The sequence below is a fragment of the Mycobacterium innocens genome (assembly GCF_900566055.1).
GTDB lineage: Bacteria > Actinomycetota > Actinomycetes > Mycobacteriales > Mycobacteriaceae > Mycobacterium > Mycobacterium innocens.
The window spans coordinates 1-23,131 of the sequence record NZ_UPHQ01000070.1 but is presented as its reverse complement, the minus strand read 5'-3'; the positions used below and the strand labels follow the sequence as shown (position 1 = coordinate 23,131).

Genomic DNA, 23,131 nt, shown 5'->3' with positions numbered 1-23,131 from the left:
ATGACCGACACGTCCTTGTTGCTGCGCTCCGACGATCTTCGGCGGCGCATCACCGTCACCGGTGTCGTCCAAGGGGTCGGTTTTCGTCCGTTCGTCCACGTGCTGGCCACCGAGCTGGGCCTGGCCGGGTTCGTCGGCAACGATTCCGGCGCGGTCTTCGTGGAGGTGCAGGGTGGGCGCGCCCAGCTCGACGAGTTCGCCCGCCGGTTGCGTGCCGAGGCGCCGCCGCTGGCTCGGATCAGCTCGGTTTCGGTGACCGAGATCGCAACCGAGACAAGCACATCCGGATTCCGGATCGTGGCCAGCCAGACGGTGGGGGGTGCCACGACGCCGATTCCGCCCGATGTCGCGGTGTGCGACGACTGCATCGCAGAATTGTTCGACCCCCGGGACCGCCGCTACCGGCACCCATTCATCACCTGCACCAACTGCGGGCCACGGTTCACCGTCATCCGCACGCTGCCCTATGACCGCCCGGGTACCACCATGGCGGGGTTTGCCATGTGCGAGCGCTGCGCCGCCGAATACCACAACCCTTCCGATCGCCGGTTCCACGCGCAGCCGATCGCCTGCCCGGACTGCGGGCCGTCGCTGTGGTTTCGGTCAGCAGCCGGGCGGGTTCGCGGCTCCGACGCCGCGCTGGCGGCCACCCAACAGGCGCTGGCAACCGGTGCGGTGGTCGCCATCAAGGGGATCGGCGGTTACCACCTGGCCTGCGCGGTCGACGACGACGCGGTGGTGCGCTCGCTGCGGTCACGAAAGGCGCGGGGCGCCAAGCCGTTTGCCATGCTGGTGCGCGATCTGGACGTCGCCCGCCGCTACGCCTACGTCGACGACACCGAGGCGGCGGTGTTGTCCGGTCCGGCCCGGCCCATCGTGTTGCTGCGCCGGCGTGACACCGCCGCGGTCGCCGACTCGGTTGCGCCCGGCAGTCCGCTGCTCGGGCTGATGTTGCCCTACTCCCCCATCCATCACCTGCTGCTGGCGCCGGTGCCCGGTGCCCGCGGCCCGGTACCCGAAGCGCTGGTGCTGACCAGCGCCAACCGGTCCGACGAGCCCATCTGTTTCACCGACACCGATGCGGCGCAGCGACTTTCGCCGCTCTGCGATGCGGTGCTCGACCATGACCGTCCCATCCATGTGCCCTGTGACGACTCGGTGGTGCGGGTGGTCAGCGAGGGAGGGTCGGGGCGCGAGCTGCCGATCCGCCGCTCCCGCGGCTACGCGCCGCTGCCGGTCGAGCTCGGCTGCGACGGCCCGGCCGTCCTGGCGGTGGGCGGAGAACTGAAGAACACGTTCTGCCTCACCGATGGCCGTCGCGCGTACCTGTCCGCCCATATCGGCGACATGGGCACCTGGGAGACGCTGCGCGCGTTCGAGCGCGCGGTGCGCCAGCTCAGCGAAATAAGGGGTGCGCCACAGCGATTGGCCGCCGACCTGCATCCGGGGTATCACACCCGGGGTTGGGCGGAGCGCCACGCCGGCGATCGGCCGCTCGATGTGGTGCAGCACCACCATGCGCACGTGGTGTCGCTGCTGGCCGAACACGGGCGCCTCGGCGAACCCGTCGTCGGAGTCTCCTTCGACGGCACCGGTTACGGCTGCGATGCCACCATCTGGGGCGGGGAGATCCTGGTCCTCGGCCGCGACAGCCACCGCTTCGTCCGGGCCGGGCACCTCTTGCCGGTGCCGCTGCCCGGAGGCGACGCCGCGGTGCGCAATCCCTGGCGGATGGCGCTGTCGCAGCTGCGGCTGGCCGACCTCGACTGGACCCCGGATCTGGCGCCGGTCACCGCCGCGACACCCGACGAATTGCGGCTCATCCGTTCGCAATTGGAGAGCGGCACCGGCTGTGTGCCGTGTTCGAGCATGGGCCGGTTGTTCGACGCGGTCGCGTCGATACTCGGGGTGCGCCACCGGATCGACTACGAAGGCCAGGCCGCCATCGAACTGGAAGCGCTGGCCGAGACGGCGGGTGACCGGCCCGGGCCGTCGCTGCCCTTGACGGTACGGGCCGACGGGGTCATCGATCCGGCCACCATGGTGCAAACCCTGGTGTCGGCCCTGCGCGCCGGCACCCAACCGGCGCTGCTGGCCGCATGTTTCCACCAGGCGGTCGCCGACGCCGTCGCCACGGTGGTCGCCCAAGTGGCCGGCGGTGTGCGGCTGGTCGGCCTGACCGGCGGGGTGTTCCAGAACGTCCTGCTGCTGCGTGCGTGCCGGGAACGGTTGCAGCACATGGGTTTCGAAGTGCTGTCCCACTGTACGGTGCCGCCTAACGACGGCGGGTTGGCGCTCGGTCAGGCCGTGATTTCGATGCTCACCGGCTTGGAGGAGGGATCCCGGTGACAGCGCTCACTGCCATCGACCGCGGACTCAGTGCCGAGTTGGCCGCCGACCTGGCAGCCACCGCTTTCACGCTGGCCAAGCGGTTTGCGGCGGGAGCCACCATGTGGTCGATCGCACCGTCGTGGGAACCGCATGCCCTGCACATCGCGGTCGAGTTCGTCCATCCGGTGATCATGGGCAAACGCGCCCTGCCCGCGGTGGCGCTGACCGGACCCGACCTGGTGGATCTGGTGCGGGTATCGGTGCGGCCCGGCGACATCGTCGTCGCGGTCGCCGGCGCCGAGCAGCCGGACGTACGCTCGATCATGCGACGCAGTCCTGCCTGGGGTGCCACCACGCTGTGGATCGGTAGCGGTGAGCGCCCGAAAACTGGTGCCGCCGACCACGTGTTGTGGCTGGACGACCCCGACCCGCGGGTGCCCGCAACCGGTGGCTTCGTGCTCTTCTACCACGTGTTGTGGGAGCTGACGCATGTGTGTTTCGAGCATCCAGGATTACTCAAACTTGAATGCGCAGACGAGGTTTGCGTCACCTGTAGCGACGAGGGGCGCCTCGGCGAGGTGGTGACCGCTTCGGCTGACGGGCTGGCCGCCGTGCGCACCGCGCGCGGCGTCGAGGATGTCGTGACTAGTCTGGTCGGCCCAGTCGCGACCGGAGATCTGGTGCTGGTGCACGCGGGCACGGCCCTCAGCCGGCTCGAGGAGGACACCTGATGAGCGACGAGCCGACCAACTTCCTGTATCCGTTCATCGACGCGCAGGAGGAAAACCCCGAATCGCTGCTGGCCGATCTGGCCGCGTCGGCGCAGGCGAAGGCCGCCGAAAGCCTGGCCCTGCGCCGCGCCACCCTGGAAGCCAACGCCGACCGATTGGCGGCAGCCGCCACCGAAATGGCGGGCCGATTTGCGGCGGGCGGGCGGCTGTTCACCTTCGGAAACGGCGGCAGCTGCACCGATTCCACCACCCTGGCGCGGCTTTTCGCCCGGCCGCCGATCGGCACGCCGCTACCGGCCTGGTCGTTGACCGCCGACCAGGCGATACTCACCGCCCTGGGTAACGACGTCGGATTCGACCTGGTGTTCGCCCGCCAGCTGATCGCGCGCGCACGCGACGGCGACATCGCGATCGCCATGTCGACCAGCGGCAATTCGCCCAATCTGCTGGCCGCGCTCGCCGAGGCGCGCCAGCGGGGCCTGTACACCATCGGCTTCGCCGGATACGACGGCGGCGCCTTCGCCGACAACCCGAATGTGGACGCCTGCTTCATCGTTCGGTCACAAAGCGTGCACCGGATCCAGGAATCCCAAGCGCTGCTGGGCTATCAACTGTGGGTGGCGGTCCACGAACGGGACGAACGGGATCTGGGGGCCGCATGAGCCGCGCCGGCGACGATGCAGTGGGGGCACCACCCGCCTGCGGGGGACAAGCGATGCGGAGGAGCGGCGCAGTGAGCACGGCAGCAAGCGAATACCTCTCGTCGGGGCCACGCTTCGCCGAGGGCGAGGTCATCGAGCGCATCGAGTCGTTCCGCCGGCGACGGCCCCGGCTGCTCGACGACCACGTCACCCTGGCCCACGGAGCCGGGGGCAAGGCCTCGGCGGCGCTGGTCGATGCGGTGTTCCTGGAGGCGTTCCGCAACCCGATGCTGGAGTCGCTGGGCGACGCCGCGGTGCTCGCGTTGCCCGGCGGCGAGCGGGTCGCCCTGTCCACCGATTCATTCGTGGTGGCGCCCAGGCGTTTTCCTGGCGGCTCGGTCGGCGCGCTGGCCGTGCACGGAACCTGCAACGACCTGGCGATGGCCGGCGCCGTGCCGTCCTGGATTTCGGCGGCCTTCGTGCTCGAAGAAGGCTTCCCGATCGCCGAGCTCAAAGAAATCGTCGCCGACATGGCGGCCGCAGCAGCCGAGGCCGGGGTCCAGATCGTCACCGGCGACACCAAGGTGGTGCCCAGGGGCGCCGCCGACGGCCTGTTCATCACCACCACCGGAACCGGGATCATTCCCGCCGGGCGGCGGCTGTCCGCCGACGCGGTGCGCGCCGGCGACAAGGTGCTGCTGTCGGGGTCGATGGGCGATCACGGCATGGCCGTCATGCTGGCCCGCGGCGATCTGGCCATCGAGGCCGACATCCGTTCCGACACCGCCTCGCTCAGCCCGCTGGTGGAACTGCTGCTGGCGGCCGCGCCGTCGACTCGCTGGCTGCGCGATGCCACCCGCGGCGGAGTGGGCACCGTCTGCAACGAACTGGCCCAGGCCTGCGGGCTGGGGGTGCTGCTGGAAGAACAACGGATTCCGGTGGCGGCGATGGTCAACGGCGCATGTGAGCTGCTGGGCATCGACCCGCTCTACGTCGCCAACGAAGGCAAGTTCGTCGCCGTCGTCGCACCCGAGGAAGCCGAAGCCGGGCTGGCCGCGGTGCGCTCGCATCCGCTGGGCACCGATGCGGCCGAAGTGGGCGAAATCGTCGCCGAACCAGCCGAAACCGTAGTACTGCGTACCGGATTCGGCGGTACCCGGATCGTCGACATGCTGGTCGGCGATCCGTTGCCGCGAATCTGCTGACCTGAAGGAGCCGATATGTGCTTGGGCATTCCGGGGCGGATCGTCGAGATCACCGACCCGGCAAACTATCTGGCGAAAGTCGACGTCAGCGGAGTGCAGCGGACGATCAGCGTGCGGCTACTCGACGAGGACATGCCGCAACCGGACGACTGGGTGCTCATCCACGTCGGTTTCGCGATGGCCAAGATCGACGAGACCGAGGCGCTGCTCACCCTGGACGCGATCCAGAAGCTGGGCGACGCCTACACGACCGAAATGGAAGCCTTCGATTCGTCGGCGATCATCTGAACAGGGGTGCCACACCATGAAATTCGTTGACGAATTCCGCGACCCGGCTGCGGCGCGCAAACTGCTGACGGTGATCGAGCATCTGGCCGGCTCCGGCCCCGAACACTTCAAGTTCATGGAGGTCTGTGGCGGGCACACCCACACCATCTATCGGCACGGGATCGAACATCTGCTGCCCGACAACGTCGAACTGGTGCATGGCCCCGGTTGCCCGGTGTGCGTGATCCCGATGGGCCGCATCGACGACGCCATGTGGCTGGCCGGCCAGCCCGACGTCGTCTTCACCTGCTTCGGCGACATGATGCGAGTGCCCGGCTCGGCCGGCAGCCTGCTGGACGCCAAGGCTCGCGGCGCCGACGTGCGCTTCGTCTATTCGCCGTTGGACGCGCTCAAGATCGCGGTCGACAACCCGGACAAGCAGGTGGTGTTCTTCGCGATCGGCTTCGAGACCACCGCGCCGTCGACGGCGGTCACGCTGGTGCGGGCCCGCGACCTGGGGTTGCCAAACTTCAGTGTGTTCTGCAACCACGTGACGATCGTGCCGCCGATCAAGGCCATCCTGGAATCACCGGACCTGCGGCTGTCGGGTTTCATTGGCCCCGGCCATGTTTCGACCGTTGTCGGCAACCGGCCGTACCGGTTCGTGCCGCAGGTGTACGGAAAGCCGTTGGTGGTCTCCGGGTTTGAGCCGCTGGACATCCTGGCGTCGGTCGCGATGCTGCTGCGCCAGATCCGTGAGGGCCGCTGCGAGGTGGAAAACCAATACAAGCGGGTAGTGCCCGAACATGGCAATCCGGCCGCACTGGCGCTGATGGGCAAGGTGTTCGCGTTGCGCCCGCATTTCGAGTGGCGCGGGCTGGGTTTCATCTCGCAGAGCGCGCTGCGGCTGCACGACGATTTCGCCGACTTCGACGCCGAACTGCGGTTCGCGATGCCCGGCGTGCGGGTAGCCGACCCGAAGGCGTGCCAGTGCGGTGAGGTGCTCAAGGGTGTGCTCAAGCCTTGGGAATGCAAGGTTTTCGGCACCGCGTGCACTCCGGAGACACCGATCGGGACCTGCATGGTGTCCCCGGAGGGAGCATGTGCGGCCTACTACAACTTCGGCCGTATGCACCGTGACGCCGTCAAGCTGGTGGGGTCTTCGGGGCGGGGGTGACGGTGGCCGACGCGATCAGCCACGATCTCGAGCCGGGCATCGAGATGTTCGCCCGGTATGCCTATGCCCCCAACGCGCTGGGCTATTGCGGTCCCCCGCTGGGAGCCACCCTGCGCGACGGCTCGGCCGACGACGTGCGTGTCGCGGCGACGAAGTTCTCCGGGGCCTGGCCGTACCTGCGGCTGCTGTCACGTCTGACCGGCATCACCGACCCGCTGGACTACCGGCTGGTCGAATCGTATTGGCTCGGCGGCGGCGTGGGCGCCGACCTCGATCCCGGCCGGCTCTTCGAGGAACTGCTGGCCATCATCGGGCCGCAAGCGGGACGCTACTGGACGCACCTCACACCGCAGCTGGCCGACGAGGCCGCCGCCAATCACTGCTTTCATGTCTTCGGCGTATATCCATGGACCCGGTTTCTGGGCCGGGGCATGGACGAGCACCCGTTGAGTGTCTTGGACAACTGCCGGATCACCTGGGGCACAGTCCTTTCCCGCACCGGCGATGCCGTCGAAATCCGCTGCCGAAGGCTGGTTTGGGACGGCGCGACGCTGGGTTTGTCCGAGCCCTCGGCACGGGTGCTCGACGTCTGGGCCGACGGGTACAGCGCCGTTCCCGACGTCGCCGCCGGCGAGGACGTCGCCGTGCACTGGGGCCGGCTGTGCGGGCGGCTACGGCCGCACCAGGTGCGCGCGCTGGCCGACAGCACCGACCGACAACTGCGGGTGACCAGCCGGCGCCTGGCGCGTGTGTAGCGTGCTGCCCGGTTCGATCTGCGACGTGCTGCCCGCCGCGGCCGCGCTGCTCGGGGTCTCCGGAGCGATCGACAAGCTGGGCATTGCGGACCGCGCCGGCCGTGTCGATCGCGTCCTGGTGATCCTCGTCGACGGGTTGGGCTGGCACCTGCTGCCCGAATTGGCCGGCGACGCACCGCTTCTCGCCGCCGTCCTGGCCGGTGCCACCGGGCGGCTTCGCCAGCTCGTCTGCGCGTTCCCGTCCACCACACCCACCAACCTGGTCTCGTTGACCACCGCGGCCCAGCCCGGCGAGCATGGCATCCTGGGCTTCACGCTCAACATCCCGGGCACCGACACGGTGCTCAATCACATCCGGTGGCGCGATGATCCGCCGCACACCCAATGGCAACCGCTGCCCACCTGGTTCGAGCGCCTCACCGGAGCCGGCGTCAAGGTGCGCGCGGTGCTGCCGCAGTGGTTACTCGGCAGCGGGCTGACCGCCGCGGCGTACCGGGGGGCGCAACTTCGCGCCGCGTATCAGGACCAGGACTACGTCGAGCAGATAGCCGACGAGCTGGCTTTGGCGCCCGGGCTGGTCTACGGCTACACCGCCGAACTCGACACTGCGGCGCACCTATTCGGCATCGGTTCGAAGCAATGGCACGCCGCGGCGAGTATCGTCGACAACCTGCTGACCCGGCTGGTGGAGGCGCTGCCCACGGATGCGGCGCTGCTGGTGACCGCCGACCACGGCGGCCTCAACGTGCCCGCGGGTGCGCGGCTCGACCTCGATGCCGACCCGCGGCTGACGGCGGGAATCCGGGTGGTGGCCGGCGAACCGCGGGCACGCTACCTGCACACCCAACCCGGCGCCACCGCCGATGTGCTGGCCACCTGGAGAGAACTGCTGGCCGGCCGGGCGGATGTGCACAGCCGCGAGGATGCGGTGGCGACGGGACTGTTCGGCCCGGTGACCCCGCGGCACCTGCCGCGGATCGGCGACGTCGTGGTGATCTGCGGCGGCGAAACGGCCGTGCTGGCAACCGGCCACGAGCCTCCGGAAGCGGCCCGGCTCATCGGTTTTCACGGTGCGGCCACGGACGCCGAGATGGCCATCCCGCTGATTGCCTTCGGGGTCTGACTCCCTGCCGACAACCATTCGCCAAATTTTTCCTGCGAACTGATTGCATCTGGACGGCGACTGTAGTTATGTGATTTCTAAGAACATGCTTCCGAGACTTGAGGTGAAGTCATGGCCGGTGCTTGGTTTCGCCGGCGCCCGCCGCGCCGGCGCTTGCCAGGGTCCTTGGGTAACCCGCTGCGCCGGTTGCCAATCCGCAACGACGGCCAGATCCTAGAGCAGTGGGCGGCCCCGTCCGGATGCCTCGGCTGACCGGTGTCGACCAAACGGCTTGGGTATGTCTCAAGCCGCGATCACCACCGCGCTGTCGCCGGTTTGACGACACGTTGACCTGGCAACCGTTGCACACCAGGACCCTTCAGGCAGGAACCCGCTGAACGGACACGTTGACCCGCTGCGGGATGAGTTGGCCTCATCTGCCTGCTGAGCTGAAACATCTTTCAGTGCGCCATCTTTCACGCGCGTCAACCTGTCGTTGTCGTGCGCTGCGGCCGTGCGCGCAGACGCCGGCGCCCCACGAACCGCAACCACATCGGAAGGAAGCAACCCATGCCATTCGTCCACATACTACCTGAAACACTGCCCGCGGCAGCGCAATCACTCGGGGCCAACGCAGCCGTCGCCGCATGAGGAGGTGTCGCAATGGATTACGCAGCGCTGCCACCGGAAGTCAACTCGGCACGCATGTACACCGGTCCGGGCTGCGGCCCGATGCTGGCCGCCGCCCTGGCCTGGGACAGCTTGTCCAGTGAATTAAGCGCCGCCGCACAGGAATACGGGACAGTTATCGCCGGTATGACAAGCGGCCCGTGGCGGGGGCCGGCATCGTCAGCCATGGCCGCGGCCGTCGGACCCTATATCGCGTGGCTGGCGACCACCGCTTCGCAGGCACTTCAGGCGTCGGCCCAAGCCAAAGCCGCCGCGGCGGCATACGAAGTTGCGTTCGCCATGACGGTGCCCCCGGCGGTGATCGCGGCCAACCGTGCCCAGTTGCCATCCCTGGTCGCAACCAATCTGTTCGGCCAAAACACTCCGGCGATCGCTGCCACCGAGGCGCTCTACGGCCAGATGTGGGCTCAAGATGCCGCAGCCATGTACGGCTACGCCGCCTCCTCAGCCGCGGCAACACAATTGGACCTGCTCGCCGATGCACCCATGACCACCAGCGGCGACGCGGGCGCCCTTGTCCAGGCTGGCTCGGCTACCAGCACGGCGAGCCAGGGCGCGCTGTCGCAAGTCATGCAGACAGTCCCCGTCGCACTGCAGGGCCTGGCCTCCCCCGCCGGGGCAAGCACCACCGGTGCCGATCTGTTCGGATTGCTGGGGTCCGGCATCCAGGATTGGATCGGCCTCAGCGGAGCCGACCTATCCAGCCCCGCAGGAATTCTCGCTTTCTTGTCCGGAACCGATGGCTCGCCACTTGGCGTCGCCCTCAGCAGCGTCTACTTCAACGCCCTGTCGTCCGGTTTCTATACGCCCGGCAACTTCTTGGGGACGCTGGCCGACGCTGTCGGATTGCATGGCGCCGAGGCGGTCGAGGAGGCGGCTACCGGCGCCGCCGAAGCCGCCGCGAGCGAGCTCGGCGCCGCCGCGGGCAGAGTCGGTGGCGCGGTGTCGGCGGGAGTGGGGAATGCGGCGACGATCGGCCCGCTGTCAGTGCCGCCGGCCTGGACCGCGACGTCGTCGCTCGGTGCCGCTGCGTCGGCGTTGCCGTCGAACGCCGCCGCGACCGCACCGGCGATTACGGGAGCAACGCCCAGCATGCTCGGCGGGATGCCGTTGAGCGGCCTGGGCGCGCGCAGCTTTGCCGAAGCCCCCCGCTACGGGTTCCGGCCAATCGTGATGGTGCATCCCCCGGCCGCCGGATAGCAGCCGGACAGCGGGCGAAAACCGGTTCAAATCTTCACAAGCCGAAAGCGGGCCCAACGGCACTGTCGCGTGCCCAGCTGCACCGGCAGCTACCGGTCCGCGTACGCGCGGGCCGCCGCTACCAGTCCGGCGAACAACCGCAAGTCGTCCAGGGACTTCTCCGGATGCCATTGCACCGCAAGCACAAACCCGTTTCCCGGCAATTCCAGCGCTTCGACCACACCGTCGGCGTCCGTCGCGCTGACCACCAGGCCCGCAGCGACTTCGCCGACCGCTTGGTGGTGATAGCACGGTACGTCGGCGGACTCGCCGATCAGCCCGGCCAGTCGAGTGCCCGGCACGGTGCGGACCGGCAACGGCGTGAAAACGGCGTTGCCCGCGCAATGCCCGCCGTGGCCGATGACGTCGGGAAGGTGCTGATGCAGCGTGCCGCCGAGCGCGACGTTGAGCAGCTGCACGCCACGACAGATCCCGAACACCGGCAGCTCGCGGGCCAGCGCACCCTTCAGCAGCGCGAATTCCCAGGCGTCGCGGTCGGCTCGCGGCCGGTCGGTGACCGGATGCGGGTGCTGGCCGTATGTGGCGGGATCGACGTCATAGCCGCCGGTGATCACCAAAGCATGCAGGCCATCCAGCACCCGGTCGGCATTCTCCGGGTCCACCGGCTGCGGCGGCAGCAGTACCGCGTTACCACCGGCCATGATGATGGCGTCGGAGTAGTCGGCAGGCAGGTAGCTCGCGGGTACGTCCCAGATGCCGGTCTGCACCTGCTCCCGATACGTCGTCAGACCGATCACCGGCCGCCGGCCCCTAGAGGTGTTCGAAACCACGCTGGCTCCCCAATCGATCACCGCCGCTTTGAACGCGGCGAGCTTCACCCGAGAATTGTGGTGCACGACGGATCCTCGCCGGCCTGCTGTGTCGCCGGCGGCCGGCGCCGCGGGTACCGCAGGCACCGCAGGCACCGCTGCAACCGCTCGCTCGGCTGCCGGTGGCGAGCAGTAGGCGGAAAGCATTGTGGGACATGATAACCGGGCCGAACGCGGACCGCTGCACCGGGCACGTCCACCTTCGTCGAACTCGACGTCAAGGCATGCTGGCCGACGCCGCGCTACCAGCCGCTGGTGCGCAGGACGATCTCGGTGGCCAGCTGCGCGGTCGAGTCGTGTGCGTTGCGCCTCGCCGGAAGGTCCACGACGCGGCAATCGGCGTAGACCAGTCGCTGGCTGTCGCGGGCAACTTTGCGCGCGGCCGGAGAACTCACCAGCACGGTGGTGCTGATCTCCACCGGCGGGCAGTGGTCGTCGCGGACCACGCCGTTGACATCTGCCACGCGCGGATGCCCGCGATCTATGGCCACCAGACCGGCGAATCGCCCCAGCCTGGTCGCCGCCAGTTCCCAGGCGAGCTCGCCGCCGGCGCGGTCACCGACCACCACCGCCCAACCGATCGCCAGGACGTCGAGGATGCCCATCACGGACTTGGCGGTCAGCCGCGGGTCAGCGCCGATAACAACGGTCCGAAGCGATGCGGTGTGCAGGCGCTCAGAAATGGCGCCGTAGGCAGCGACTGCCCGCTGTTCGGCACCCAAAATGGTGACGACGACGCCCGTTGCCGGACCCGATACCGCTACCGGAACCGGAAATCCGTCGAGTGTGGTCATCATCGCGGACACTTACGCCAAAGTACAGGGGTTTGGGCTGGGTGCGCACCGGTTCCAGACGCTTGTGCGGCCTGTTCACAGACCCGTCAGCGCACCGAAGATGAGGTTGGCGACGTAGAGCGCGCGCGGCACATAACCGATGTCCTCGGTTCCCGAGGTGTAGATCCCCAGGTTCTTGACCCCGGACAACAAGGTGCCGAAGTTGAGCAGGCCGGAGTTGGTCGCACCGAAGTCCAGCAAGCCCGAAACCCCTGCGCCGAGATTCAGCGCTCCGGAGTTCCCGAAACCGGCCAGCAGGCCACCCGAGTTTCCCGCGCCCGGTGTCAACAGGCCCGAGTTCCCCGCACCCGGCGTCAGCAAGCCCGAGTTGCCCAGGCCGAACGCCAGGTAGCCGGAGTCCCCGGCGTAGATGTTGAGCAGCCCCGAGCTGCCCGCGCCCGGGTTCAGCGTCCCCGAGTTTCCGGCGCCGGGGTTGTAGCTCCCGGAACTGCCGAAGCCCAGGTTCTGGTTGCCGGAGCTGCCCGCGCCCGGGTTGTTGGTGCCCGAGCTGCCGGCGCCGACATTGCCGGTGCCCGCGTTACCGGCACCCGGATTGTTGGTGCCCGAACTGCCGGCCCCGATGTTGGTCGTGCCGGAACTGCCGAAGCCGATGTTGCCAGTGCCGGCATTACCGCCGCCGATGTTGCTGCGGCCCGAGCTGCCGGCCGACCCGTTGTTGTTGAAGCCCGAACTTCCCGCGCTTCCCGCGTTGTCCTTGCCCGAGTCCCCGCCGGTACCCGAGTTGCCCGAACCCGAGCTGCCCTGCGCCGCGATGTTGCCGGTCCCCGAGCTGCCGAACGTCACCGCATTGTTGCCGGTGCCCGAGTTGCCCGCGCTGCCGTTGTTGCCGGTGCCCGAGTTGCCGCCGCTGCCGTTGTTGTTCCTGCCGGAATTGCCGGCGGTTCCGTTGTTGCCCGAGCCGGAGCTGCCGCCGGAGGCGTTGTTGTCCGAGCCCGAAGTCCCTGCGCCACCGTTGTTTCCGGTGCCCGACTGCCCGCCGCTGCCGGTGTTGTTGAAGCCCGAGTTGCCGGCGCTGCCGTTGTTGCCGGTGCCCGAACTTCCCCCGGCCGCGGCATTGGCGCTGCCCGAGCTTCCGAAGGAGGCCCCGGTGTTGTTGCTGCCCGAGTTGCCGCCGCTGCCGCTGTTGCTCTGGCCGGAGTTGCCCGCGCTTCCGGCGTTGCCGAAACCCGAGTTGCCGCCGCTGCCCGAATTGCCGGTGCCCGAATTGCCGCCGGCCGCGAAATTGCCGGAGCCAGAGCTTCCGAAGGTGACTCCGGTGTTGTTGCTGCCCGAGTTACCCGCGCTCCCGCTGTTGTTTTGGCCGGAGTTGCCGGCACTTCCGGAGTTGCCGCTGCCCGAGTTGCCCGCGCTGCCGCTGTTGCCGTTGCCGGAGTTTCCGCCGGCCCCACCGTTGTTGCGCCCAGAACTTCCGGAGGACCCGTTGTTGTTGGTGCCCGAATTCCCGGCGCCTCCGCTGTTGCCGGTACCCGACTGGCCGGCGCTACCGCTGTTGCCGAAGCCCGAGTTCCCGCCGGCCGCCGAGTTGCCAACACCCGAAGTTCCATTGCCGCCGGTGTTGTTGCTACCGGCGTTGCCACCACCGGCCGTACCGTTGTGGTCACCCGAATTTCCGCCGCCGGCGCCGCCGTTGAAGGAACCTGAATTCCCGCCGCCGGCAACGTTATTGCTGAAACCGGAGTTACCACCACCGGGACTGCTGTTGTTTTCACCTGAGTTTCCGCCGTTGGCGAAGCCGCCATTGTTTTTGCCGGAATTGCCAGAACTGCCGGCACCACCGTTGTTGGACCCCGAGTTTCCGCCGCCTACGCCACCGTTGTCGGACCCCGAGTTCCCTCCGCCCGCGCCACCGTTGTTCGAGCCGGACCACCCGCCGCCCAGGCCATTGTTGTCCTGACCCGATGAGCCGAAGGATAGGTTGTTCAAGCCGGACGAACCTGCGAGGTTGCCCGTACCCGAAGCCAGCACCAGGGGGCCATCGCCGCTGTTGCCGTTACCGACGTTGTAGTTGCCCGAATTGTTGTCGCCGGTGTTCAAGTTCCCGGAATTATTGTTGCCGGTGTTGGTGCTACCGGTGTTTCCGTCACCCGTGTTGGTGCTGCCCGAGTTGTTATTGCCGGTGTTGGTGCTACCGCTGTTTCCGTTGCCGGTGTTGGTGTTTCCGGAGTTGAAGTCGCCGGTGTTGGTGTTACCCCGGTTTCCGTTGCCGGTATTGGTGGCGCCGGAGTTGTTATCACCGGTGTTCGTCCTGCCGCTGTTCCCGCTGCCGGTGTTGGTGTTGCCGCTGTTGTTGTTCCCGGTGTTGGTGTTTCCCGAGTTGCCGTCGCCGGTGTTGGTGAAGCCGGAGTTCTTGCTGCCGGTGTTGGTGTTACCTGAGTTGAAGTCGAATCGGTTGGTGTTGCCGGAGTTCGCATTACCGGTGTTGGTGAAGCCCGAGTTCTTGTCGCCGGTGTTGGTGTTGCCCGAGTTGGCGTTGCCGGTGTTGGTGTTGCCCGAGTTGCGGTCGCCGGTGTCGGTGAAGCCCGAGTTGTAGTTGCCGGTATTGGTGTTGCCCGAGTTGTAGCTGCCGGTGTTGGTGTTGCCCGAGTTGTACCCATCCGGCCGGCTGGGATCACCATAGGTGTTGGTGTTGCCCGAATTGAAGTTGCCGGTATTGGTCTTGCCCGAGTTGTGGTTGCCGGTGTTGGTGTTGCCCGAGTTGTAGTCGCCGGTATTGGTGTTGCCCGAGTTGTAACTGCCGGTGTTGGTGTTGCCGGAGTTGTACCCATCGGGCCGGCTGGGATCACCGTAAGTGTTGGTGTTGCCGGAGTTCAGGTTTCCGGTGTTGGTGTTGCCGGAGTTCAGGTTGCCGGTGTTGGTGTTACCCGAATTTTGATTGCCGGTGTTGGTGTTGCCCGAGTTGTAGCTGCCGGTATTGGTGTTGCCCGAGTTGTATCCGTCGGGGCGACTTGCGTCCCCGTACGTGTTGGTATTCCCGGAGTTCAGATTGCCGGTGTTGGTATTGCCGGAGTTTTGATTGCCGGTGTTGGTGTTGCCGGAGTTTTGATTGCCGGTGTTGGTGTTGCCGGAGTTCTGGTTACCGGTGTTGGTGTTGCCGGAGTTCTGGTTACCGGTGTTGGTGTTGCCCGAGTTGAGGTCGCCGGTATTGGTGCCACCCGAGTTGTAGTTGCCGGTGTTGGTGCCACCGGAATTGTAATTGCCGGTGTTGGTGCCACCCGAGTTGTAATTGCCGGTATTGGTACCGCCGGAATTGTACAGGCCCGTGTTGGTGCCGCCCGAGTTGTAGCTGCCGGTGTTGGTGCCACCGGAGTTGTAGTCACCGTAGTTGGTGCCGCCCGAGTTGTAGTTGCCGGTGTTGGTGCCGCCGGCGTTGTAGTCACCGGTGTTGGTGCCGCCGGCGTTGTAATTGCCGTAGTTGGTGCCGCCGGCGTTGTAGTCACCGGTGTTGGTGCCGCCGGCGTTGTAGCTGCCGGTGTTGGTGCCGCCGGCGTTGTAGTCACCGGTGTTGGTGCCGCCGGCGTTGTAGCTGCCGGTGTTGGTGCCGCCCGAGTTGTAGCTGCCGGTGTTGGTGCCACCCGAATTGAAGTTGCCGGTGTTTGTGCTGCCGGAGTTGAACAGGCCGGTGTTGGTGCTGCCGGAGTTGTACAGGCCGGTGTTGGTGTTGCCGGAGTTGAACAGGCCGGTGTTCGTGTGGCCCGAGTTGTACAGACCGGTGTTGGTGTTGCCCGAATTCAATAAACCGGTGTTGAAGTTGCCGGAGTTCCAGAAACCCGTGTTGTAGTTGCCGGAGTTCGACGCCAGCGTGTTCCCGACGCCGGAATTCCACCAGCCGGTGTTCCCGTTACCCGAGTTACCGAAGCCGATGTTGTAATTACCTGAATTCCCGAAGCCGATGTTTCCGCTGCCCGAGTTACCGAACCCGATGTTGAAGTTTCCGGAATTCCCGAGGCCGAGGTTGAACCATCCTGAATTCAGCCCGCCGATACCCACCTGGTTGTCGCCGGTAAGCCCCAGACCGAAGTTGTTGTTGCCGCGGTTGCCGAAGCCGATGTCGTTGTTTCCGGTGTTGCCCCAGCCAACGTTGTTGCTGCCGTTGTTTCCACCGCCCTGATTGGCGTTGCCGATGTTACCCATGCCGGGATTGTTGTTGCCCAGGTTGCCGCTGCCGGTATTGCCGTCACCCCGGTTTCCCTGGCCGGTATTTCCGGTGCCGTAGTTACCGGCGCCCTGGTTGGTGTTGCCGAGGTTGCCGCTGCCGGAGTTGCCGGTCCCGGTATTGCCGCTGCCCGAGTTGTTGTTGCCGATGTTGCCATGACCGACGTTATTGCTGCCCTGGTTGCCGCTGCCCTGGTTGTTGTCGCCGGTCGAGAGCAGTCCGATGCCCCGATTGCCGCTGCCGGAGTTGCCGCTGCCGATGTTGCCGTTACCGGAGTTGTCGTTGCCGATGTTGCCGCTGCCGGAGTTGTTGGTCGCACCGCCGCCGAAGGGATTCTGGTTGCCGCTACCGGAATTACCGCTGCCGATGTTGCCGCTACCGATGTTGTTGTTGCCGATGTTGCCGCTGCCGATGTTGCCGCTACCCAGGTTTCCGGAGCCCGGGTTGTTGTCGCCCCTGTTGCCGTAGCCGGAGTTGCCGCTGCCGAAGTTGCCGTCGCCGGTGTTGTTGTTGCCGCGGTTGCCCAGTCCGGAATTGGTGTCGCCGAAGTTTCCGTTGCCGGTGTTGTTGTTGCCGGAATTCCCGTTGCCCTGGTTGTTATCGCCCTTGTTGCCGAAGCCGCAGTTGCCGTTGCCGAGGTTTCCGTCGCCGGTGTTGTTGTGGCCCGCGTTGCCGAAGCCGGAGTTGGTGTCGCCTTTGTTGCCGTCACCGGTATTCCCGCTGCCTACGTTGCCGGTGCCGCGGTTGTTGTCGCCCTTGTTGCCGTCGCCGGCGTTGGTGTTGCCCAGGTTGCCGTCGCCGGTGTTCGTGTCGCCCTTGTTGCCGTCGCCGACGTTGGTGCTGCCCAGATTGCCATTGCCGGAATTGGTGTCGCCGTTGTTGGCGTTGCCGGTGTTGCCGCTGCCCAGGTTGCCGTCACCGGAGTTGTTGTCGCCCTTGTTGCCGTCTCCGCTGTTGGCCAGCCCCAGGTTGCCGTCGCCGGAGTTGTTGAAGCCTTTGTTGCCGTCGCCGATATTTCCGTTGCCGAGGTTTCCATTGCCGGAGTTGTTGTCGCCCTTGTTCCCGTCGCCGGAGTTGCCGCTGCCGATGTTGCCGTCGCCCGGGTTGCCGACGGCTGGGTTGCCGCTGTTGTTGTTGCCATCGCCGGAGTTGTTGTTGCCGATATTTCCGTCACCGTCGTTGTTGTTGCCCGTGTTGCCACTGCCCACGTTGTTGTTGCCGCGGTTGCCGTCGCCGGCATTACCGGTGCCCTGATTACCGTTGCCGCCGTTGCCGTCACCGGTGTTGCCGCTACCCGGGTTATTGGCGCCGATGTTGCCGTCGCCCTGGTTTCCGTTGCCCCGGTTGCCGTCACCGGCGTTGAAGTTGCCGGTGTTGCCGCTGCCCGGATTGTTGCTGCCTCGGTTGCCGTCGCCGGGGTTGCCGGTGCCCTGGTTGCCGTTACCCTGGTTACCGCTGCCGGTGTTACCGCTACCGACGTTGTTGGCGCCGATGTTGCCGTCGCCCTGGTTGCCGCTGCCCTGGTTGCCGTTGCCCGGGTTGTTGTTGCCGATGTTGCCGTTGCCGGGGTTGTTGTCGCCCTGGTTGCCGCTGCCCTGGTTGCCGCTGCCCAGGTTGCCGTTGCCCTGGTTGCCGTTGCCCTGGTTGCCGCTGCCGGAGTTGTTGTTGCCGATGTTGCCGTTGCCGGTGTTTCCGCTGCCCTGGTTGCCGCTGCCCGGAAGCGCCAGCGCCGCAGCAGCATTCACGCTTGTCGCGCGTGCTGCCGTGGCCGGATCGCCAGCCGGGGTGACGGCCTGGGCGGAATTGCCGGTCATCGCGGTAGCACCGGAAGAGGCGGCCTTCGTGGTGACGGCGTCGCCGTTACCCGCAGCGCCGGCAGCCGGGGCACGTCCGGGGCCGCCGAGAAGGCCGCGTAGTGGGCCGGCCAGGTTGTGCAGCGAACGTTGCCACGGCGTCAGCTGGCCAGCCGCGGCCGAGACCCCGGAATAGTAGCCCGACATGGCCGCCGCATCCTGGGCCCACATCCGCTCGTAGTCGGCCTCGGCGGCCGCGATCGCCGGGGCGTTCTGCCCGAACAGGTTTGAGAACACCAGCGACAGCAGCCGACCCCGGTTGGCCACCAACGCAGCCGGATGTACCGTCGCGGCCTTAGCCGCCTCGAATGCGCCGGCTGCGACGCGGGCCTGGCCCGCGGCCTCCTCGGCCTGTGACGCAGCCGCATTCAGCCAACCCAGATAGGGGGCGGCCGCTCCGGCCATCGCCGCCGCCGCAGGGCCCTGCCACGATTCGTTCGCCAGTCCTGACGTCACCGAACCGAAAGCCGCTGCCGCCGAGGCCAATTCGAAGGCCAACCCGTCCCAGGCCGCCGCCGCCGCCAGCATTGGGCCCGACCCGACGCCGGAAAACATCCGCGCCGAGTTGACTTCTGGCGGCAACACCAAGAAATTCATCGAGGGCCTTCTTCCAGCCTTACCCGCGCGGCCGCAGGCCGCCGACCCCCCGCACCCCTTTCGGCAGCAAGATTCGCGCCGCCACGCACATGCGCGCCTCCAAGCACCAAGCACCGGCAATCGTCGTGATCCCAGAAAGCTACAGCAAACGCCCCCGCGATATCGGCACTTCAGCAAATGACGGCCCAGCCGGTATGCCCGGCTCTGTCGACGGCTCCGCCGGAGTGGTGCAGACCCCGGTCTCGGCCTAAACCCGCAGTTCGCTGACCAGATAGGGCCGCTGCGGCGGCGGCCCGGCAAGCAGGCCGAGCACCGCCTTCACGTCGACATGCGACGCCAACAGATCAGCCATCAGATCCAGCTGAGCGTCGCGTCGCGCCGTCACGTTGACGCCGTCGGCGATGACGAATCCGCTCCGGCCGGCGGCGGCGGCCACCTGGTTGAGCCAGGCGCGACGGAAGTCGTCGTTGTCGAGCAGGCCGTGCCAGTGGGTGCCGAAAACCGCGCCGCACCGCACGCCCTGTACCTCGGAGTCGATGTCGAACCAACCCGTCTCGGCGCAGCGGGCCAGTCGCCCGTGATGGATTTCATAACCGGTCAACGGCGACTGCCAGCGCCGCAGCCTCTTGTCCGCGGCGAACACGATGTCGGCGTCCAGCAATCCCAGCCCGGCCACCGCCCCGGCCCCCGACTCAACGGTGTCTTCGATGCTGCGGCACAGCATTTGGAAGCCGCCGCAGATTCCCAGCACCGGCCTGCCGGCCCGCGCGTGGTCGACGATGCCGCCGGCCAGGCCACGGTCGCGTAGCCACGACAGATCTGCGACCGTGGCCTTGCTGCCGGGCAGCACGATCAGGTCGGCGTCGGCCAGGTCGGCGGGGTCGGTGATCCAGCGCACCAGCACGCCGGGCTCACACGCCAGCGCCTCGACATCGGTGGAGTTGGAGATCCGCGGCATCCGCACCGCCGCCACCCGCAGCCACTGGTCGCCGCGGGGCGGCTCGGGCGTGCCGACGACGCGGTGCGCCACCACCGACAGCGAGTCCTCGGCGTCGAGCCAGAGCTCGTCGGTGTAGGGCAACACTCCGTAGGTCGGCCGGCCCGTCGACTCCAGCAGCTGCTGCAGCCCCGGCTCCAGCAGCGCGGGGTCACCGCGAAACTTGTTGACAATGAAGCCCGCAATGTGTGCCTGGTCGTCGGGGTCGAGCACCGCGACCGTCCCGAACAGATGGGCCAGCAAGCCGCCGCGGTCGATGTCGCCGACCACGACCACCGGTAGGTTGGCCGCGCGCGCCAGCCCCATATTTGCCAAATCCGTTGCCCGCAAGTTTGTTTCGGCTGCAGATCCGGCTCCCTCGCAGATCACTGCGTCGAACTCGGCTCGCAGACTTGCTAATTCATCGAGCACGACACCGGCTAGCCGATCGCGATGCTGCAGGTAGCCGGCCGCCGTGACGCTATCGGCGACTCGGCCCCGGATGACCAGTTGCGAGGTCCGGTCGCTGCCCGGCTTGAGCAGGATGGGGTTGAATCGCACGCTGGGCTCCAACCCCGCCGCGCGAGCCTGGATGGCCTGGACACGGCCGATCTCACCGCCTTCCACGGCGACGGCTGAATTGTTGGACATGTTCTGCGCCTTGAACGGCGCCACCCGGACACCGCTGCGGGCCAGCAACCGGCACAGGCCCGCGACCACCACGGACTTGCCGGCATCGGAACTGGTCCCGGCGACCAGCAGCGCGCCACTCACCGTGTGGTGGCGAGCAGACACAGACTCGCACCGTTGCGGCGGCGATCATGCGAGTTTGCGACTGCTCGCGCCGGAAAGTTCACGGCAACGTGAGGATTTCGACGCCGGTGTCGGTGACCAGCAGCGTGTGCTCGAACTGCGCGGTCCACTTGCGGTCTTTGGTGACCACCGTCCAGCCGTCGTCCCAAATCTCGTAGTCGAGGGCGCCCAGGTTGATCATCGGCTCGATGGTGAAGGTCATGCCCGGCTGCATGATCGTTTCCACCGCGGGCTGGTCGTAATGCAGCACGACCAACCCGTTGTGGAACGTGGTACCGATGCCGTGACCGGTAAAGTCGCGAACCACGTTGTAGCCGAACCGATTTGCGTAGGACTCGATAACCCGCCCGATGATCGACAACGCGCGTCCGGGTTTGACGGCGTTGATCGCCCGCATCGTCGCCTCGCGGGTCCGCTCCACGAGCAGGCGGTGTTCTTCGGTGACGTCGCCGGCCAGGAAGGTCGCATTGGTGTCGCCGTGGACACCGTCGAAGTAAGCGGTGACATCGATGTTGACGATGTCGCCGTCGGCGATCACCGTCGAGTCGGGGATTCCGTGGCAGATGACCTCGTTGAGCGATGTGCAGCACGACTTCGGGAACCCCTTGTAGCCCAGCGTCGACGGATATGCACCGTGGTCGACCATGTACTCGTGGGCGATCCGGTCCAGTTCATCGGTGGCCACCCCCGGCGCCACGGCCTTACCGGCCTCGGCGAGGGCGCCGGCCGCGATCCGGCCGGCGACGTGCATCTTCTCGATTACCTCCGGCGTTTGCACCCACGGTTCGGTCCCCTCCTTGGCCGTCGGCTTGCCGACGTATTCGGGGCGCGCGATCCACTTGGGCACCGGCCGCGTCGGGGACAGGGCGCCGGGAGAAAGCGCGGTGCGAGCAGGCATCCCGCTAGCTTAGTCGGGGCCGTGCGACGAGCCCGTCACTTGCGCCGCACCGGCCGCCGCCCCAGGGACGTGCCCACATCTCAGCGACACCGGCGAGGCGTGCGGTGCACCAACCGGAACAGCCGCTGCCACTGTGACCCAACGTGGCGCGATCAAGCCTGATGGCGGCGCAGCAACGCCCGGCGTGGGCCCCGAATCACCACCGAACCGCAGACCACCCGGCCGGTCAACACCACATGCGGCGTTCCCTCCGCCGGTGCCTCTTTGCGGCGGTCGCTGGCGCTGCCCACATATACCTCGACGTCGTCGATCGAGGCGCTGGCGCCCTCGGGCAGCCGCAGGTCCAGTGAACCGAACTTCATGTCGAGCTCGATGACCACCACCGGCCCGGCGAAACGGGCCTTGGTGAGATCGAGATCGATCGAACCCAAGCGGCGCACCAGCGCCAGCCGGGTGGGCACCATCCATTCGCCATGGCGCTTCAACGACCCGGCCCAGCCGCGCAGTTGCACCCGGTCGGCTGCGGACGTGACGATCGCGCCTGGCCCGGGCAGGTCGCAGACCAGCCCCTCCAGTTCGCTGTGGGTACGCGCGAAGGACACGCGAGACGAGCGTTGCTCGAATTCGTTGATATCGATCAACCCGAGCGCGACGGCGTTGTGCAACCGCCGCATGGTGCCGTTGCGGTCGGCGTCCGACACCCGCAGTGTCATTGGAGCCACCATGTCCCCACCGCTGTCCGTCATGACCTTTCCTGATCGTTCTGTCGTCGCCTCACCCTCGCAACTTACCTCCGTTACCGGGCCGGTGCGGCCCGGCGAGCCGGCTGCATCGTCGGCAAACACCCGGTCCCGCCAACGCGATCGCGATACGATCCATCGGTCGCGGCTTCGGCTTTATCGGTGCGGCTTAGGTGAGGCTTGGGTGCGGCTTGGGTGCGGCGAATCTGCAGATCGCCACGACGCAACGCGAGGTGCACATGTCCTACCTGATCGTCGCTCCGGACACGATCCTCGCCGCAGCCTCGAGCGTATCCGGCATCGGCTCGACGATCACGTCTGCCAACGCGGCGGCCGCGCCCGCCACCCTCGAGGTGCTGGCTGCGGGCGCCGACGAGGTGTCGGCCGGCGTTGCGGCCCTGTTTTCCGCGCACGCCCGCGCCTATCAGACGCTCAGCGCCCACGCGGCGACGTTTCACGACCAGTTCGTCCGCGCCTTGACGACGGGCGGCGCCGCGTATGCCGCTGCTGAGGCCGCCAACGTTCAACAGAACCTGCTCGGCGTCATCAATGCGCCCACGCTGACCCTGTTGGGCCGCCCGCTGATCGGTAACGGGGCCGCCGGCGCCCCGGGCTCCGGGGCAAACGGACAGGACGGCGGACTGCTGGTCGGCAGCGGCGGCGCCGGCGGCTCCGGCGCCGTCGGCCAGCGAGGCGGCAACGGCGGGGCCGCCGGGCTGTTGTTCGGCAATGGCGGCAACGGCGGCAACGGCGGCGGCTCGGCAACCGTCATCGCCGGTGACGGCGGAAACGGCGGAGCCGGCGGGCTGTTCGGCACCGGCGGGACCGGCGGCACCGGCGGCTTCGGCCTCAACGGAGGTGCCGGCGGCGCCGGCGGGGCGGCCGGCCTCTTCGGCACCGCCGGGTCCGGCGGTGCCGGTGGCCTCGGAGTGGTCGGCTCCCCGGGCAACAGTGGGGCCGGCGGCGCCGGCGGCGCCGGCGGATTGTTCGGTCCCGGTGGTGCCGGCGGCACCGGTGGAGCCTCGCTGGCCCAGACGGGCGGGGCCGGTGGCGCCGGTGGCGCCGGCGGGCTGTTCGGCTCCGGCGGTAGTGGCGGCGCCGGTGGGGCCGGCCACAACGCCGGCGGCGCCGGGGGCGTCGGCGGTACCGGTGGGGTGATCTTCGGCTCCGGCGGGGCCGGCGGCGACGGAGGTCCCGCAGGGATAGGCGCCGCCCTGGGCGGCAACGGCGGGGCGGGCGGCCACGCTATCGGCCTGTTCGGCAATGGCGGCGCCTATCC

Annotated in this window: 15 protein-coding genes and 1 pseudogene; 10 read left to right on the top strand and 6 right to left on the bottom strand. The window is 67.6% G+C overall.

Annotation, left to right across the window (positions count from 1 at the left end; translation table 11 throughout):
* The 9 genes from hypF to EET03_RS08535 all read left to right on the top strand — a co-directional run bounded on the left by hypF (position 1) and on the right by EET03_RS08535 (position 10,099).
* Positions 1 to 2,349, top strand: coding sequence for a carbamoyltransferase HypF (hypF, locus tag EET03_RS08575; RefSeq protein ID WP_075543570.1), 2,349 nt, complete (start codon positions 1 to 3; stop codon positions 2,347 to 2,349).
* Positions 2,346 to 3,062, top strand: coding sequence for a HypC/HybG/HupF family hydrogenase formation chaperone (locus tag EET03_RS08570; protein WP_063472504.1), 717 nt, complete (start codon positions 2,346 to 2,348; stop codon positions 3,060 to 3,062). Before hypF ends, EET03_RS08570 begins: the two co-directional genes overlap by 4 nt.
* Positions 3,062 to 3,724: a D-sedoheptulose-7-phosphate isomerase gene (locus EET03_RS08565; protein ID WP_075543571.1), complete on the top strand. Its 663-nt coding sequence runs from the start codon at positions 3,062 to 3,064 to the stop codon at positions 3,722 to 3,724. The genes EET03_RS08570 and EET03_RS08565 overlap by 1 nt, the downstream gene beginning before the upstream one ends.
* A 71-nt stretch (positions 3,725 to 3,795) precedes the next feature.
* Positions 3,796 to 4,908: a hydrogenase expression/formation protein HypE gene (hypE, locus tag EET03_RS08560; protein ID WP_082274735.1), complete on the top strand. Its 1,113-nt coding sequence runs from the start codon at positions 3,796 to 3,798 to the stop codon at positions 4,906 to 4,908.
* Between the two features lie 15 nt (positions 4,909 to 4,923).
* Entirely contained in the window at positions 4,924 to 5,196 is a 273-nt protein-coding gene (locus EET03_RS08555; RefSeq protein WP_063472502.1) for a HypC/HybG/HupF family hydrogenase formation chaperone, read from the top strand.
* A gap of 16 nt (positions 5,197 to 5,212) precedes the next feature.
* Positions 5,213 to 6,352: a hydrogenase formation protein HypD gene (gene hypD / locus EET03_RS08550; RefSeq protein WP_075543572.1), complete on the top strand. Its 1,140-nt coding sequence runs from the start codon at positions 5,213 to 5,215 to the stop codon at positions 6,350 to 6,352.
* Positions 6,349 to 7,107 carry a DUF6390 family protein gene (locus EET03_RS08545; RefSeq protein ID WP_075543573.1) on the top strand — a complete coding sequence of 253 codons (759 nt, stop codon included), beginning with the start codon at positions 6,349 to 6,351 and terminating at the stop codon, positions 7,105 to 7,107. The genes hypD and EET03_RS08545 overlap by 4 nt, the downstream gene beginning before the upstream one ends.
* Before the next feature lie 4 nt (positions 7,108 to 7,111).
* Positions 7,112 to 8,230, top strand: coding sequence for an alkaline phosphatase family protein (locus tag EET03_RS08540; protein ID WP_075543583.1), 1,119 nt, complete (start codon positions 7,112 to 7,114; stop codon positions 8,228 to 8,230).
* Positions 8,231 to 8,872: 642 nt separating this feature from the next.
* A complete protein-coding gene (locus tag EET03_RS08535) occupies positions 8,873 to 10,099 on the top strand; it encodes a PPE family protein (RefSeq protein WP_099194072.1) in 1,227 nt (408 codons plus the stop codon).
* Between the two features lie 89 nt (positions 10,100 to 10,188).
* Here EET03_RS08535 and EET03_RS08530 read toward each other — a convergent pair.
* The 6 genes and pseudogenes from EET03_RS08530 to EET03_RS08500 all read right to left on the bottom strand — a co-directional run bounded on the left by EET03_RS08530 (position 10,189) and on the right by EET03_RS08500 (position 21,858).
* A pseudogene (locus tag EET03_RS08530) lies at positions 10,189 to 10,943 on the bottom strand (gamma-glutamyl-gamma-aminobutyrate hydrolase family protein).
* A 267-nt stretch (positions 10,944 to 11,210) separates the two neighbouring features.
* Positions 11,211 to 11,765 (bottom strand): alpha/beta hydrolase, encoded by a 555-nt coding sequence (locus EET03_RS08520; RefSeq protein WP_075543575.1) that lies wholly within the window; start codon positions 11,763 to 11,765, stop codon positions 11,211 to 11,213.
* Positions 11,766 to 11,837: 72 nt separating this feature from the next.
* Positions 11,838 to 18,425 carry a PPE family protein gene (locus tag EET03_RS08515; RefSeq protein WP_122508747.1) on the bottom strand — a complete coding sequence of 2,196 codons (6,588 nt, stop codon included), beginning with the start codon at positions 18,423 to 18,425 and terminating at the stop codon, positions 11,838 to 11,840.
* Positions 18,426 to 18,672: 247 nt separating this feature from the next.
* The gene (locus EET03_RS08510) at positions 18,673 to 20,175 is read right to left on the bottom strand and encodes a cobyric acid synthase (protein ID WP_075540871.1); all 1,503 of its coding nucleotides are present in this window, start codon (positions 20,173 to 20,175) and stop codon (positions 18,673 to 18,675) included.
* A 79-nt stretch (positions 20,176 to 20,254) separates the two neighbouring features.
* Entirely contained in the window at positions 20,255 to 21,112 is an 858-nt protein-coding gene (map, locus tag EET03_RS08505; RefSeq protein WP_075540872.1) for a type I methionyl aminopeptidase, read from the bottom strand.
* A 152-nt stretch (positions 21,113 to 21,264) separates the two neighbouring features.
* Positions 21,265 to 21,858 (bottom strand): DUF1707 SHOCT-like domain-containing protein, encoded by a 594-nt coding sequence (locus EET03_RS08500; RefSeq protein WP_075540882.1) that lies wholly within the window; start codon positions 21,856 to 21,858, stop codon positions 21,265 to 21,267.
* Positions 21,859 to 22,091: 233 nt separating this feature from the next.
* On the opposite strand from EET03_RS08500, the gene EET03_RS08495 reads away from it, so the two are divergent.
* The coding region (locus EET03_RS08495; RefSeq protein ID WP_136625663.1) for a PE family protein at positions 22,092 to 23,131 on the top strand (1,040 nt) is incomplete at its 3' end.